17 protein-coding genes and 1 tRNA gene are annotated in these 14,338 nt (G+C 60.3%); 5 read left to right on the top strand and 13 right to left on the bottom strand.

Annotated elements, in window-relative coordinates:
- Positions 1-107: 107 nt before the first annotated feature.
- Positions 108-404 carry a hypothetical protein gene (locus E0H22_RS13670; protein ID WP_233021564.1) on the bottom strand — a complete coding sequence of 99 codons (297 nt, stop codon included), beginning with the start codon at positions 402-404 and terminating at the stop codon, positions 108-110.
- 94 nt (positions 405-498) lie between these two features.
- On the opposite strand from E0H22_RS13670, the gene E0H22_RS13665 reads away from it, so the two are divergent.
- Both E0H22_RS13665 and E0H22_RS13660 read left to right on the top strand, forming a co-directional pair.
- Positions 499-1,407 carry an FkbM family methyltransferase gene (locus E0H22_RS13665; RefSeq protein WP_233021563.1) on the top strand — a complete coding sequence of 303 codons (909 nt, stop codon included), beginning with the start codon at positions 499-501 and terminating at the stop codon, positions 1,405-1,407.
- Positions 1,355-2,473: a TRAP transporter substrate-binding protein gene (locus E0H22_RS13660; protein WP_233021562.1), complete on the top strand. Its 1,119-nt coding sequence runs from the start codon at positions 1,355-1,357 to the stop codon at positions 2,471-2,473. Before E0H22_RS13665 ends, E0H22_RS13660 begins: the two co-directional genes overlap by 53 nt.
- A gap of 4 nt (positions 2,474-2,477) precedes the next feature.
- Here E0H22_RS13660 and E0H22_RS13655 read toward each other — a convergent pair whose 3' ends face one another.
- Both E0H22_RS13655 and E0H22_RS13650 read right to left on the bottom strand, forming a co-directional pair.
- A complete protein-coding gene (locus tag E0H22_RS13655; protein ID WP_233021561.1) occupies positions 2,478-2,957 on the bottom strand; it encodes an FKBP-type peptidyl-prolyl cis-trans isomerase in 480 nt (159 codons plus the stop codon).
- A gap of 67 nt (positions 2,958-3,024) precedes the next feature.
- Entirely contained in the window at positions 3,025-3,189 is a 165-nt protein-coding gene (locus E0H22_RS13650) for a hypothetical protein (protein ID WP_233021560.1), read from the bottom strand.
- Between the two features lie 393 nt (positions 3,190-3,582).
- Here E0H22_RS13650 and E0H22_RS13645 point away from each other — a divergent pair, with 393 nt between their 5' ends.
- Positions 3,583-3,930: a DUF6481 family protein gene (locus E0H22_RS13645; protein ID WP_233021559.1), complete on the top strand. Its 348-nt coding sequence runs from the start codon at positions 3,583-3,585 to the stop codon at positions 3,928-3,930.
- A gap of 54 nt (positions 3,931-3,984) precedes the next feature.
- Here E0H22_RS13645 and E0H22_RS13640 read toward each other — a convergent pair whose 3' ends face one another.
- The 4 genes from E0H22_RS13640 to E0H22_RS13625 all read right to left on the bottom strand — a co-directional run bounded on the left by E0H22_RS13640 (position 3,985) and on the right by E0H22_RS13625 (position 8,971).
- On the bottom strand, positions 3,985-4,893 hold the full coding sequence (locus E0H22_RS13640; RefSeq protein WP_233021558.1) for a hydroxymethylglutaryl-CoA lyase: 909 nt from the start codon (positions 4,891-4,893) through the stop codon (positions 3,985-3,987).
- 30 nt (positions 4,894-4,923) lie between these two features.
- Positions 4,924-6,921 carry an acetyl/propionyl/methylcrotonyl-CoA carboxylase subunit alpha gene (locus tag E0H22_RS13635; RefSeq protein WP_233021557.1) on the bottom strand — a complete coding sequence of 666 codons (1,998 nt, stop codon included), beginning with the start codon at positions 6,919-6,921 and terminating at the stop codon, positions 4,924-4,926.
- A gap of 10 nt (positions 6,922-6,931) precedes the next feature.
- Entirely contained in the window at positions 6,932-8,536 is a 1,605-nt protein-coding gene (locus tag E0H22_RS13630) for a carboxyl transferase domain-containing protein (RefSeq protein WP_233021556.1), read from the bottom strand.
- A gap of 129 nt (positions 8,537-8,665) precedes the next feature.
- Complete coding sequence (locus E0H22_RS13625; protein ID WP_233021555.1) at positions 8,666-8,971, bottom strand: ETC complex I subunit; 306 nt, start codon at positions 8,969-8,971, stop codon at positions 8,666-8,668.
- 228 nt (positions 8,972-9,199) lie between these two features.
- Between E0H22_RS13625 and E0H22_RS13620 the strand changes: the two genes are divergently transcribed.
- The gene (locus E0H22_RS13620) at positions 9,200-10,384 is read left to right on the top strand and encodes an OpgC domain-containing protein (protein ID WP_233021554.1); all 1,185 of its coding nucleotides are present in this window, start codon (positions 9,200-9,202) and stop codon (positions 10,382-10,384) included.
- A 49-nt stretch (positions 10,385-10,433) separates the two neighbouring features.
- Here the strand turns inward: E0H22_RS13620 and E0H22_RS13615 are convergent.
- The 6 genes from E0H22_RS13615 to E0H22_RS13590 form a co-directional block, all read right to left on the bottom strand.
- Positions 10,434-10,510: transfer RNA gene (locus tag E0H22_RS13615), tRNA-Pro, on the bottom strand.
- Positions 10,511-10,572: 62 nt separating this feature from the next.
- A complete protein-coding gene (locus E0H22_RS13610; RefSeq protein ID WP_233026361.1) occupies positions 10,573-11,001 on the bottom strand; it encodes a DUF192 domain-containing protein in 429 nt (142 codons plus the stop codon).
- Between the two features lie 242 nt (positions 11,002-11,243).
- Positions 11,244-11,891 carry a cold-shock protein gene (locus E0H22_RS13605; protein WP_233021553.1) on the bottom strand — a complete coding sequence of 216 codons (648 nt, stop codon included), beginning with the start codon at positions 11,889-11,891 and terminating at the stop codon, positions 11,244-11,246.
- A gap of 197 nt (positions 11,892-12,088) precedes the next feature.
- Complete coding sequence (locus E0H22_RS13600) at positions 12,089-12,853, bottom strand: SIR2 family NAD-dependent protein deacylase (protein ID WP_430715148.1); 765 nt, start codon at positions 12,851-12,853, stop codon at positions 12,089-12,091.
- Positions 12,854-12,937: 84 nt separating this feature from the next.
- Complete coding sequence (locus tag E0H22_RS13595; RefSeq protein WP_233021552.1) at positions 12,938-13,264, bottom strand: H-NS histone family protein; 327 nt, start codon at positions 13,262-13,264, stop codon at positions 12,938-12,940.
- 174 nt (positions 13,265-13,438) lie between these two features.
- A complete protein-coding gene (locus E0H22_RS13590) occupies positions 13,439-13,678 on the bottom strand; it encodes a hypothetical protein (RefSeq protein ID WP_233021551.1) in 240 nt (79 codons plus the stop codon).
- 149 nt (positions 13,679-13,827) lie between these two features.
- Between E0H22_RS13590 and E0H22_RS13585 the strand changes: the two genes are divergently transcribed.
- Complete coding sequence (locus E0H22_RS13585) at positions 13,828-14,271, top strand: hypothetical protein (protein WP_233021550.1); 444 nt, start codon at positions 13,828-13,830, stop codon at positions 14,269-14,271.
- The last annotated feature ends 67 nt before the right edge of the window (positions 14,272-14,338 follow it).

Genomic DNA, 14,338 nt, shown 5'->3' with positions numbered 1-14,338 from the left:
GCCCAGCGTGGGGCGAGAGAAGAATGTGCAAGGGGGCGGCAGAGCTATCGCCGGGTCGCCATTTACGAAATTTCAGTTTTTCGTCTCGTCAACCTTGATCGCAGTCTTTAGCCCGCCGCTCTCGTATAGGTGATGGTGACCTTCTCACCGGCGTGCAACGTGTCAGGGATACCGTCGCGCAACTTGAATTTCTCGGTCGGCGCCGCCGCGTTCGCTCCGATAGTACCGCCCTCGTCGCGTTTGACGATAATTTCTCCCGTCGTTCGATCGACCACGGTGACGAGCCCAGTCAGCGTCTGATCAGCCGAAGCCGGCGTCGAACCCACCAGTGCTGTCACCGTCAAACCGGCCAGCATCACTTGCCGAAGCCGCATGATTGCCTCCCGGCTTTCAGGAATATCCAAGTTTAAGTCCTGGGCGCAGCGATCGTTCCCCCTCTCGCGACCGCGACGACATGACACGGCGCATGCGTGGCCTCCGTATGTCCAATGTCCGACGATGAATCAGGATGCAATCAAGGTCGTCGAATCACGCCCTGGCCATGACGGGCTGTCAGAGCTGCTGCGTCCGGCGCGACTGACCGAGGTCGTCGATATCGGCGCCAATCCCATCGACGGCGATCCGCCCTACAAGCGGATGATGCTGCAAAAGCTCTGCCGCGTTACCGGTTTCGATCCACATCCGGCCGCCATTGCACAACTCGCCAAGCGCAAGAGTCAGCAGGAAACCTACCTGCCCTATGCCGTTGGCGATGGAACCGCACACGCACTCAATATCTGCCGCGGCCTTGGTTTCGCCAGCCTCCTGCAGCCGGACGCGAAGACGCTGACGCATTTTCCGAATTTCACCGAACTCGGCCGCGTGATCGAACGCATTCCGCAACAGACCCGGCGCCTCGACGACGTCGCGGAAATCGCTGCCATCGATCTCCTCAAGATCGACATCCAGGGCGGCGAACTCGCCGTGTTCCGCCATGGCCGCACCAAGCTGACACAAGCCGTAGCGATCCAGACCGAGGTGTCATTCGTTCCGCTCTACGAGAAGCAGCCGGTGTTCGGCGATATCGATCTCGAGCTGCGCGATCTTGGTTTCGTTCCACACACGTTCACCGACATCAACAAGAGGATGATTGCACCGATGCTGGGACCCGATCCGGCGGCGGCAATCAATCAGCTGATCGAAGCCGACATTGTCTATGTCCGCAACTTCGTCGATGCGGAGGCGATGGACAATGAACAACTCAAGCATCTCGCGCTAATCGCTCATCATTGCTACGGCTCGTTCGATCTCGCGATGAACTGCATTCATCATCTTACGGTCCGCGGCGCGATTCCGTCAGACGGGAAGAACCGCTATGTCGGCCTGCTGCAGGCGCAACGACCGAGAGTGGCAGGTACCGGACTTTAAACGCCTGCCGATAGGGCGTATTGTGGCGGCGGCGCCCTGTACGCCGCTTCGCGCTCTCTCCTTTGCATCTCAAGATCGCCCCGCAGGTTGCTCAATGCTTTCTCGGCGCCGCCTTCTCCTAACGACTAGCCTCGCCATCGCCTGCCCGGCGGTGCTGCGCGCCGCGCCGACGAAGCTGCGACTCGCCCATGGGTTGCCGATATCCCATCCCGTGCATCCGGCCATGCAACATTTCGCGGATCTCGCCCGCGAACGCTCGCAAGGCGAACTCGACATAACCCTGTTCGCCGATGGTCAACTCGGTCAGGAAAGCGACCTGATCTCTCAGGTGCAGGCGGGAAAGCTCGATTTCCTGAAGGTCAGCGCCAGCCTGCTGGAGCGCTTTCACCCCGCTTACAAGGTGCTCAACCTGCCCTTCACCCTGCGCGACCGGAAGCACTGGCTGCGAGTGACAAGTGCCGATGTCGGGCGCGACATCCTGGCGACAACCGTGCCTGCCGGCCTTGTCGGCTTGACCTACTACGATGCTGGCGCACGTAGCTTCTACGGCAACAAGCCCATCAATCACCCCGACGATCTCAAAGGGATGAAGATCCGTATTCAGCCGTCAGAAACAATGACGAAGCTGCTGCAGCTGTTCGGCGCGGAAGGTGTCGAGCTCGCGTGGAGCAACGTCTATATAGCGCTCAAGTCCGGCGTGGTGGATGGCGCCGAAAACAGCGTTGTGGCGCTGATCGTCGGCCGACACGGCGAGGTAGCGAAGCATTATTCGTTCGATGAGCACACGATGATCCCGGACGTGCTGCTGGCCGGTGCCGAGCGGATGAACGGGTTCACACCGCAGCAGCGTGACATCCTGCGTGAGGCGGCAACGGCATCGTATCATCACATGAACGGGCTATGGGAGGCCTTCGAGGCGAGAGCCCGTGCTGAAGTCCTGCGGATGGGCGTCACCTTCGCCCGCCCTGACAAGGCGCCCTTCATCGCCAAGGCTGCCCCCCTCGCCGACATCTATGCCGGCGAGGGAGAATCGCGCCTCCTGCTGCGCCGGATCGCGCAGGCGTAATGATTTACTTCACGCCGAGCAGTTCAACGTCGAAGATCAAGGTTGCGTTTGGTGGAATGACACCGCCGGCACCGCGGGCTCCATAGCCCAGATCCGGCGGAATGATCAGGGTGCGCTTGCCGCCGACCTTCATGGTGGCAACCCCCTCGTCCCACCCCTTGATTACACGGCCTGCGCCGATCGGGAATTCGAAGGGCTCGTTGCGATCGACCGACGAGTCGAACTTCTTGGTCTTCTGGCCGTTCTCATAGAGCCAGCCGGTATAGTGCATCACGCAAGTCTGGCCGCGTGCCGGCGTCGCGCCGGTGCCAACCCTGGTGTCTTCGATCTTAAGGCCTGAAGCTGTGGTCATGGTCTTTCCTGCGGCTTGCGCCAATTTTGTCTGAGCATTGGCTGGAGATTGCGACACATCGGAGATTCCCGACGTCGTGATCGTGCCGAGGGCAATGGCCGAAACGGCGATGGCGCGGGAAAGGCTTCTCATGGTGTGTCCTGCATAAGGATGAGCGGGACAGCAGCCATGCCCGTGAGCCCGCAGGAATGCAAGACGATCAATGCGTTTTCACACGAAGCGCCAATTGGCCCTTATAATTGTCAAGCAGGTTCACAGCGAACGACAGGGCGTCATCGCGCGACATCGCGGCTGGCCTGTCCTCATTACGTTCGACCGCCTTGGGTGAAAAGGTGCGGAGAATGCGATCGATGGCTGCCTGCATAAAGAACTCCCGGTAGCTATTGCAACCCGTCGACTTTGGGATTGTTCCAGTCCGTCACCGCTACGGCCGCTGAGGTTCAACGCCGCACCGCCACATAAAATCGAGCGGTGGCGGCTTCTGAACATCAATAAAGCCGCCTCGTTCATGGCAAATTACTGACGATCGCCGGTCAAGCTTATGGCGCCCCAATTCTGCTCTATGTCCCGCTATGCCTCGACCGCGGCCTCATCGGCCCCTTGGCACGCCACGCAACGCAGATTTTCGCAATTTGTTGATGCACGGGCCGGCCTTGCACTGTAAACCGCTGCGGTGCTTCGGCCCGTCCGGCAACCGCCCGGCGTGCGGCCGAGCCCTTTTGGCCACCCCCTAGATAGAAGGCGACAAGACTCGTTCATGAGCGGATTCAAATCACCCAGCTTCGCTGATCGTCAGAAGGCTGCGCAGCAGGCGCGCCAGAGTATTCTGGCCAAGTTCAAGGCAGCGCCGGGCGCCGACGATCCCGAAGTGAAGGCCCGTATGGCCGAGCGCGCTGCCCTCGCCGCCGCACGCGAAGAAAAAAAAGCTGCCCGTGAGGCCGAAAAAGCAGCCGAGAAGATTCGCGCAGCCGAAGAGGCTGCCGCTGAGGCCGCCCGTGTCGCTCGTGAAGAAGAGGAAGCGGCAGCCGCAAAGGCTGCTCTGGAAGCCGAGCAGAAAGCGGCCCGTGACGCCCGCTATGCTGCCCGCAAGGCACGAAAAAAGTAATATTATACCAAAAAGAATCTTACGGGTCGGTGCCTTGGCGCCGGCCCGTTTTATTCAGCACTGCCTCGATCCACTCTTTGCGTTCAAAGCCGATGCCACGCGGCTCACGGGCGCACGGCCGATCACCCCGCTGATCTGATTGGTGGCGGCCAGAAGCTTGGTCATGTCGACACCGGTGGCCACGCCCATGCCCTCGAGCATATAGACCACGTCCTCGGTCCCAACATTACCCGTAGCGCCTGGCGCATAGGGGCAACCGCCAAGCCCTCCCGCGGCGCTGTCGATGACACGGCAGCCCTCTTCCATTCCGGCGTAGATATTGGCCAATGCCTGACCGTAGGTATCGTGGAAATGCATCGCCAGCTGGTCCATCGGAACCGCGCCGGAGACAACCCGAAGCAAATGGCGGACCTTGCTCGGCGTACCGACACCGATGGTATCGCCGAGCGAGACTTCATAGCAGCCCAGTTCCGACAATGTCTTCGCGACATCCATGACGGCCTTCGGTGCGACATCTCCGTCGTAGGGGCAGCCGAGCACGCAGGAGATGTAGCCTCGCACCTTGATCCCATCGGCGTTGGCGCGCTCGATCACCGGCCTGAAGCGCTCGATGGATTCTGCGACCGAACAGTTGATGTTGGCGCGCGAGAACCCTTCCGAGGCAGAAGCAAAGACGGCGATCACCTTGGCGCCGACGGTCTTCGCACCCTCATAGCCTTTTTCGTTGGGGACCAGGACGTGGAATTCGCCGGGCAGATCGCTGACACCGCGAAACACCTCGTCCGACCCCTGCATCTTCGGAACGGCCTTGGGCGAGACGAAGGACCCAACCTCGATCGTATGCAATCCCGCCGCGAACAGCGCTCGCGCGAAAGCAATGCGATCCTTCACGCTGACTTGTGCTTTTTCATTCTGCAGGCCGTCACGCGGGCCGACTTCGATGATCCGAACCTGGTCGCTCATTGCATTCCAATCTTCACAACCTTCAGGAGATCAGGTACCCGGCTCGATCTCGGCAAGCTCGGCGCCTTCCCCGACGACGTCGCCGACCTTGCATTTAAGCAGCTTGAGCACGCCCGCAAAGGGCGCTCGCAGGGTCTGCTCCATCTTCATGACTTCGAGCGTCAGAATGGCGGCGCCCTTCTCCAAGACTGCGCCTTCCTCAGCCAGCAACGCCACGACGGTGCCGGGGAGCGGCGCCACGATCTTGTCCTCACCGATCGCTTCCTCGTCGTCACCGCCAAACGGATCGACCCAATGCAGATCGAACCGGCCATTTCGGGTGCGTACATAGAGCTCATGGCCTTCAACGATGCCCGTGATGCGCGAGCGTACGCCGTCAAGCGTGAGATCGAGCCCGCCATCGCCGGTCGATATCGAAGCAAATGCCTGCTCACGATCGCCGATCACAATGGATGACGCTCCGCAGCCATAACACAGCCTCGCCGACCACTCCTCCTCCCCGCGCCTGAACTTGAAGACACGGTTACGCCGTCCTACAGGCATCCAGCCGTTAGTCTGCCATGGCGATCGCATTCCGCTCTGCGTCGCTGCCTGCTCGTTAGCAAGGATCGCAGCGACAGCGGCGGACAATTCGAGATCGCCGACAGTGCTCGCGCCTGTCGTCAGCACGCCCAGTTCGCGCTCGATGAAACCGGTATCGATCTTGTTGGCGCGGACGTCCGGATGCGTCACCAGTTTCGACAGAAACGCCGTGTTGGTGACGATGCCGCGGATATCCGTCTGGTCGAGCGCACGGCCAAGAGCATCGATCGCCGTGGCACGCGTCGGCGCCCAGGTGATGACCTTGGCGAGCATGGCATCATAATTCGGCGATACTGTATCGCCAGCGCGATAGCCGGCATCGATGCGCAGTCCGCCGATATCCGATGCCATCCGCCAAGCACTGATACGGCCGACCGAAGGCATGAAATTTTTGTCGGGGTTTTCTGCATAGATACGCGCCTCGATGGCGTGGCCCTTCAGCGTGATCTGGTCTTGCGTCAGTGGCAGGGCTTCACCGAAAGCAACGCGAATCTGCCATTCCACAAGGTCGACACCGGTGATGAGCTCTGTCACGGGATGTTCGACCTGCAAACGCGTGTTCATCTCAATAAAGAACACGTCCTTGCCATCGGAAACGAATTCGATGGTACCGGCGCCGACATAGCTCACCGCGCCGGCCGCCTTACGAGCGGCGGCGCAAACAGCCTCGCGTTGCACCTCGCTCAGCGTCGGCGACGGCGCCTCCTCGATCACTTTCTGGTGCCGGCGTTGCAACGTGCATTCGCGTTCGAACAGCGACAGCAGATTGCCGTGAGTGTCCCCGATCACCTGCACTTCGATATGGCGGGGATTGTCGACATATTTCTCGATCAGCATGCGATCGTCGCCGAATGCCGCCTTGGCCTCGCGCTTGGCGCTGACTATGGCCGGCACGAGTTCGTCCGCCGAGCGCACTACACGCATGCCGCGGCCGCCGCCACCGGCCGATGCTTTCACCAGGACCGGGAATCCGATCTTGTTGGCGGCACTAGACAGTGTGTCGGCGTCCTGCGCATCGCCGTGATAGCCGGGCACTAGCGGCACGCCAGCTTTCTCCATCAGCGCCTTGGAGCCAGACTTCGAGCCCATCGCCATGATCATGTCTGCGGTCGGGCCGACAAAGATCAGGCCCGCATCAGCGCAGGCCTGTGCGAGTTCGGCGCTCTCGGAGAGAAACCCGTAGCCGGGATGGATCGCTTCAGCGCCACTGCTCTTGGCAGCGGCCAAGACACGTCCAATATCGAGATAACTGTCACTGGCCCGCGCGGGCCCGATGAGCACGGCCTCGTCCGCCTCGGTAACATGCTGAGCCTGAGCATCAGCTTCGGAATAGACGGCAACCGTCCGCAAACCCATGGCACGCGCGGTACGGAGGACGCGACAGGCGATCTCGCCACGATTGGCAATGAGAAGCGTGCGGAAACGACGATAGATGGGTTTGGTCATCGCTCTCGCCTCACATCCTGAACAGGCCGAATCGCGTCGGCTCGACCGGCGCATTGGCGGACGCGGACAGACCGAGACCGAGCACCAGGCGCGTATCGGCAGGATCGATCACGCCATCGTCCCAGAGGCGTGCGGTTGCGTAGTACGGGCTTCCCTGTGTTTCGAACTGGTCGCGGGTCGGCTTGCGGAAGGCTTCTTCCTCCTCAGTCGACCATGTGCCGCCCTTGGCCTCGATATTGTCACGGCGTAACTGACTCAGCACCATAGCGGCCTGCTCGCCGCCCATCACCGAGATACGTGCGTTCGGCCACATCCAAAGGAAACGTGGGGAGTACGCACGGCCGCACATGCCATAATTGCCGGCGCCATAAGAGCCTCCGACAACGACGGTGAATTTTGGCACGTTCGCCGTCGCAACCGCCGTCACCAGCTTGGCCCCATCGCGCGCGATGCCGCCGGCCTCATATTTTTTTCCGACCATGAAGCCGGTGATGTTCTGCAGGAATACCAGCGGAATGTTCCGCTGGCAGCAAAGCTCGATGAAATGTGCGCCCTTCAGCGAACTCTCGCTGAACAGGATTCCGTTGTTGGCGATGATGCCGACCGGAAAACCCCAAATATGCGCGAAGCCTGTGATCAGCGTGGTGCCGTAGAGCTTCTTGAACTCATCGAATTCCGAGCCATCGACGATGCGTGCGATGATGTCGTGCATATCGAACGGCTTGCGCTGATCGGCGGGAATGACACCGTACAGTTCTTCGGCTCGATAAAGCGGATCGCGTACCGGCTGCAGATTCCAGGCTGCGCGAGGCGCTGGCTTGAATGTCGCGGCAATCTTGCGCGCGAGGCCTATAGCATGGGCATCGTTCTGAGCGTAGTGATCGGTAACGCCGGATTGGCGCGAATGCACGTCTGCACCGCCGAGTTCTTCAGCGCTCACCACTTCGCCAGTGGCGGCCTTCACAAGTGGTGGACCGCCGAGGAAGATCGTGCCCTGATTGCGCACAATGATGCTCTCATCGGACATGGCTGGAACATAGGCGCCGCCCGCAGTGCAGGACCCCATCACCACGGCAATCTGCGGGATACCCTGAGCCGATAGCTGCGCCTGATTGTAGAAAATGCGACCGAAATGGCGCTCGTCAGGAAAAATCTCATCCTGTTGCGGCAGGAAGGCACCGCCGGAATCGACCATATAGATGCAAGGAAGATTGTTCTGTCGTGCGATATCTTGCGCGCGCAGATGCTTCTTCACTGTCATCGGATAATAGGTCCCGCCTTTGATCGTCGCGTCATTGGCGACGATCATGCACTCGCGACCGGACACGCGACCGATGCCGGTGATAATGCTGGCGGAGTGCACATCACCACCATAAAGACCATTGGCAGCGAGCGGCGAGAGTTCGAGAAAGGCAGTGCCGGGATCGATCAGGAGATCGACGCGCTCGCGGGCCAGCATCTTGCCACGCGCGGTATGCTTGGCTCGGGCGGCCTCGCCGCCGCCGCCTGCCACGGCGCCGAGCTTGTCCTTGAGCTCGGCGACCTGCGCCTGCATCGCCTCAACGTTTCGTTTGAATTCGGCCGAACTTGTATCGAGCGTTGAGCGAAGGGCCATCGGCTCCCGTTTCCTGCAAATCCGTTTCTTGTTTGCCCGGCCCTCTGGACGGGGCACGGGATCGTGTCATTGCGCGGCGGACCAGCGCAACCCTAACTTTGGACGCGGTAGCTGGGGGGCGCGGGGCGGTCAGTGCGACCAGGGTTCCTGGCGACCGAATGCAAAATTGTCGGCATAGGCGACTTTCCGCTCGATCCGTGCTTTCGGCTCGATCACCTGGTAGGCGATGCCCTCGCGCTCGCAATAGGCGATGGCGTCCTCTTTAGTGTCGAAATGCAGCGAGAGTTGCTGCTTCATGTCGGTGGAGGAGGTCCACCCCATCAGGGGCTCGATCACCCGTGCCTGCTCCGGCTCGTAATCGAGCTGCCAATCACGGGTCTTGGCCAAGCCGGACTGCATGGCATTTTTGGCGGCCTTGAAGATACGTGCGGTCATGGAATGGGACAGCTTTCGAAGATGCGACACTGCGACAATGTGGTGAAAACGGCGGGGCTGGTATATCCAGTTTTCACGAAGATTTACCCGCGATTCCGTCGTTCGGCGGCTTGGCAAGGTGTATATTCGGTCCCCGGCGTCGTGACAATCGGGGCCGGAAACAGGCTATCCTGATCAGCGTTCTGTGTCCCCCTCTGCTCCTTCCACCCGGCTTCCGAAACGGTCTGCATGGAAATCCACGCCACACTCCCCCCCAAAGGCCGAGACCTGCGGTTAGACCTGTTTCGTGGCATCGCCAACTGGGCGATCTTCCTCGATCATATCCCGGACAATGTGGTGAACTGGGTGACAACCCGGAACTACGGCTTTTCCGATGCGGCAGACCTGTTTGTCTTCATCTCCGGGTACACGGCATCCTTCGTCTACGCCAAGATGATGCTGGAGCGCGGCTTCATTGTCGGCGCTACCCGCCTGACCAAGCGCGTCTGGCAACTCTATGTCGCCCACGTCATTTTGTTCGTGATCTACATCGCCGCCATCGGCTGGGTAGCACAGCGCTATAACGACCCCGATATCATCAACGAGTTCAACGTAGCTGGCCTGGTCGATAATCCGATCCAGACCCTCACCAACGGCCTCCTACTCAAGTTCAAGCCGCTGAATCTCGACGTGCTGCCGCTTTACATCGTGCTGATGGGCTTCTTCCCGCCGGTGCTCTGGATGATGCTGCGCAAGCCGGACCTCACGATGCTGGCGTCGCTGGCGCTGTATTTCGCTGCCCGCCAGTTCGGCTGGAACCTGCCAGCCTATCCCTATGGCGTCTGGTATTTCAATCCGTTCACCTGGCAGCTCCTGTTCGTGTTCGGCGCCTGGTTTGCGCTCGGCGGCGCGCTGGAGTCGCGTTCAGTGATCCGCTCCAAGGTGCTGCTCTATTTCGGCATCGCCTATCTGTTATTCGCACTGGCGATGACGATGGCCGGCCGTTTCCCTGACTATGGCCACATGATCATGCCGAACTGGCTGTTTGAGGCCTTCAACCCGAACGACAAGACAAATCTCGCGCCGTATCGCGTGCTGCATTTTGTGATCATCGCGTTCTTCGTGACCCGTTTCGTGCCAAAGGAATGGAAGGGTCTGGAATGGCCGGTGTTCCGCCCGCTGATCAAATGCGGCCAGCAGTCGCTCGCCGTGTTCTGCGTCGGCGTGTTCCTGTCCTTCGTCGGCCATTTTCAGCTGACGATGTCGTCGGGCTCGTTTCTGGCGCAGCTCTTCGTCAGCGTCGCCGGGATCGCGATCATGACCCTCGTGGCCTATTACATCTCCTGGTCGAAGAAGCAGGACAAACCGCTGCCAAAGCCTGCAGCCACTGATGCCACCAAGCCGGTGGAAGCACCGTCAAAAGCAGCAGAATAGCCTCCGCCTGACGCGGCGCATCTGGATGTTCAACAATGTCCCGGGCTGATGGTCGGGGCACGAGGATTCGAACCTCGGACCTGCGGTACCCAAAACCGCCGCGCTACCAGGCTGCGCTATACCCCGCCATTGCGGTGTCGATACACGCTTACGGACGGCCCAGCAAGGCTCATCCGGCGCTTATTTGCCTACCGACGCTTCTTGAACAAGGGGTGCACCACCTGGTCACCCTCGGCAATTCCATACTTGCGCGCGGTGCCCGCGATGACTTCGAGCACCGCTTTCGCCGGACCTCCCGATGAGATGATCCGCGTCGATTCGGGCTCCGTATTCTCGGCAACCCGTGTCACGCGACCGTCCGCACCGATGAAGATCATGTCGAGCGAGATATAGGTGTTCTTCATCCACATCGAGACCGTCTGTTCGGGCGTGAAATCGAACAGCATCCCGCGACCGTCGGGCAGCTCCCTGCGGTACATGAGGCCCTTGGCCCGCTCCTCGTCGGTGACCGCCATCTCCACCGAGAACATCCGAACGCCCGACTTCGTCGCAATTTCCAGCGGCTGCAGCTCAGCGCCATATGATGCGTGAGCCCCGAGATAACCGAACAGGAGCATTATCAGCAGCAGCAGGCGCGCAGGCAGCCGGTCGCGAAGCGAGAACAAGGAAGCGGAACGAACAAAGCCGGTCATCGACGGGTTTCCAGGAGCAACCCGAGCGACGCGCCGGGCGCGCGAACCCTACTCCGCACTAGCCCCAGGACGCCAGTGCGTCGCACAGCACAGGCGCGTGAAAACCGCTCTGTCCTGAACAGGCGCGGTCGTAACGAGACGCCGACGACATTGTTTGGAGATCGCCGTCAGTGCGACGAGAGGCCAGGAGTGCCACCTTCGGGCTGGATTTCCGCAGCCATCATGCCCTTCGAGCCAGGACCGAAACGGACCAGCACATACTGACCCGGACGCAGCTCGGTCATGCCATAGCGACGCAGCGTTTCCATGTGGACAAAGATATCCGGCGTCCCCTCGCCGCAGCTCAGGAACCCGAAACCGCGGAGACGATTGAACCACTTGACCTGCGCCCGCTCGAGACCGCTTGTCGCGGTCACCGTGACGTGCGTCCGCGGCGGCAGCATTTGCGCCGGATGAATTGCCGTCGACTCGTCCATCGAGACGACACGGAAAGCCTGATAACCCTTCGCGCGTTGAACGCATTCGACAACAATGCGCGCGCCTTCATAAGCGGTCTGAAAACCATCGCGGCGCAGCACGGTGACATGCAGCAGCACATCCGCCGCGCCATTATCCGGAATGATGAAGCCATAGCCCTTGGAGGCATCAAACCATTTGATGACGCCACGAATCTCGACGAGATCGACTGCCGAACCCTCGCCCGCAAACGGATCGACCGAGGAACGCTGCGCGTTGCCAAGATTCTCGCCCGACGAGCGCGACGCTCCGACACCGGGCATCAACCCGCGCTTCGACTCAAATGCATCCGACCCCATGGCCCCGGATCCCACTATCAATTGCGCTGCCAGCCCGAGGTCAGCGCTATTTCACATGCTTCGTCGAGATTTCTGCTCGACGAAGCGGTGCGAATCTCCTGCGATTCGAAGATAACACTGCCGACTGCTCAGCAAAGATAAAAAACGATTACTGTGCGAGCTATGAACAGCTTGCAGCGCAAAGAATCAGCCTCGCATCAGTTTCCAACGAACGGACCGAGCGTTTCACCGATGTCTTGATGGATGACGAGGTCTGCATGCTCGTCTTGTTCGGTCGGTTCGTTGTTGATGATCACAAGCCGGGCACCTGCACGTTTCGCCATCAGCGGAAATCCGGCGGCAGGCCAAACGACAAGTGACGATCCAATCGCGATGAAGAGATCGCAGCGCTGCGACATTTCAGCAGCGCGACGCATTTCGTCTGCCGGCATTGCCTGACCGAACGAAATCGTCGCAGTCTTCACCGGCGCGCCGCACACGCTGCAATCCGGCGCATATCCTTCTTGATCAAAACGCGTCTTCACCCATTGCAGTTCGTATCGTGCTTCGCAACCGACGCAGCGTGCGTAAGTCGTGTTGCCATGGAGCTCGATCACATCGTCTGCCGCAAAGCCCGATCGTTGGTGCAGATTGTCGATATTCTGCGTAATGACGGTCGGGATCTTTCCGGCCCTGTAGAGCGTCGCCAATGCGCGATGACCGCGACCTGGCCTTGCCGCTGCGAAGACTTCCTCCATGGCGAATCTGCGCCGCCAGGATTCATCGCGCGCATCCTGATCGGCGACGAACTCGTCGAATGGAATCGGTCTATTCCGACTCCACAGGCCACCCGGCGAACGAAAGTCGGGGATGCCTGTTTCGGTTGAGATGCCCGCGCCGGTGAATGGTACGATCACGCGGGCTTCGGCAATGAGCTCGCCAAGTCTCTCCACGCCACGATGAAAATCCGATGCCTTCAACATGCGATGTCACCCGAACTGAACGCGGATAGACAATGCCGCAGACGGCCATTCGGTACCACCCGCGCCTTCATCATAACGCTGCGCTCACTTATCTTTGCTGCGCCCGTTGCTCGCTCTGTTGCGGCTTGGCTTTTCGATGAGGAAGTCTTCGCGTTTGTGACCGGCCGCGATTTCCCTGGCCAGCCACCCGGCGACACCACCTCGGCCCGTCCAAGTCTCGCCTGTTTGAGGGTGTCGATACTTTGGAGCGATCTTGACGCCGCGTATCGGACCGCCCTTGCCGTTCACATTACCGATCTGGGCCAGCTGCGCCTGTAACTCGGCCCGGTGAACCATGAGCTGCTTGTCAATATCGTCCCGCAGCGCCAGCAGTTCGGGAACGGACAAAGATTTCAAATCGGGCGGCGGCATTGCGCACTCCGGGATAATATATGCATGCTCCTCTTGGTGACGCACAAAACGCGCGCCGGGGCATGGGCGTTTGAAACAACGAATCACACCTTTGCGGTGTCCGAGCACCGCTATATGATTGCTCCACGAGTCACAACGACTCCCGCAACCAGAAATCCCGCGGCACCGTCGGCGTCAAGCGGCGCGCGACACATCCGCTGGCGATGACTCCGCCTTGGCTTCCTCCCTTCTGGGTTTCGCAACAGGCGTCGCCGGCGATTTCTTGGCGACCTTGCCATACTGCGCCAGCTTTTCGAGTTCCGCTTCGAGCTCGGCCTGACGCGCGGCGACTTTCTCTGCGAGCTTTTCCGTTGCGTGGTCACGCAACGCGGCGAGTTCCTCGATGCTCAGTGAGTCCAGATCAAACTTGGTCATGGCAATCTCCCTTGACCTTCTGGACTATCGGCATCGCTATTGAGCCGCAAGGACCGACTATCATTCATCCACGGAGTTGACCGGCACCCCGGTAAGGTTGACGATCTTTCGGAGGTGCCACGACAATGCTCGAAGCTAGGGAGCGCGTCATGGCATCCTGGAAAGAAGAACGTGACCGGTTGGTTGCACAAGCGCTGGCATTTGTTCAGCAGGTGGCTACCGCGCATCCGGCGGCGGCAAGCAAGCTCGGGCTGGTATCGGCAAAAGCCTCGACAGAGATCGACGGCGCATCCCTCTCGCCTACCCTCGATATCAACGCAGCACCGAAAGGGGCCGATGGACCGGTTGCTGCGATAACGTCGTCTGGCGACGATGTCGGGAATATCCCTGTGCCGACCGATATTAGTGCTGATCTGCCCAAGCATACGCCCCGATATTCCGCCGCGTCCGACCGGTCCGACATCGCGCAGCGCGTCGCAATCTTCAGGGCGCGACAAGGGACGCTCAATCGCGAGCGCGAGGCCTATTATATCAGTGTGCAGACACGTATTCGCGCATCGCTGCAGAACGATCCCGATTCCGGGAGATTATGACGCCCGGAAAATCCCAGGCACCGTTCCTCTCGGCCTGCCCTTCCTCGCGGGGTTACACCTTAAATGG

The sequence above is a fragment of the Rhodopseudomonas boonkerdii genome (genome assembly GCF_021184025.1).
GTDB lineage: Bacteria > Pseudomonadota > Alphaproteobacteria > Rhizobiales > Xanthobacteraceae > Tardiphaga > Tardiphaga boonkerdii.
The sequence above is the reverse complement of the archived record's forward strand: the minus strand, read 5'-3'. Positions and strand labels throughout refer to the sequence as shown.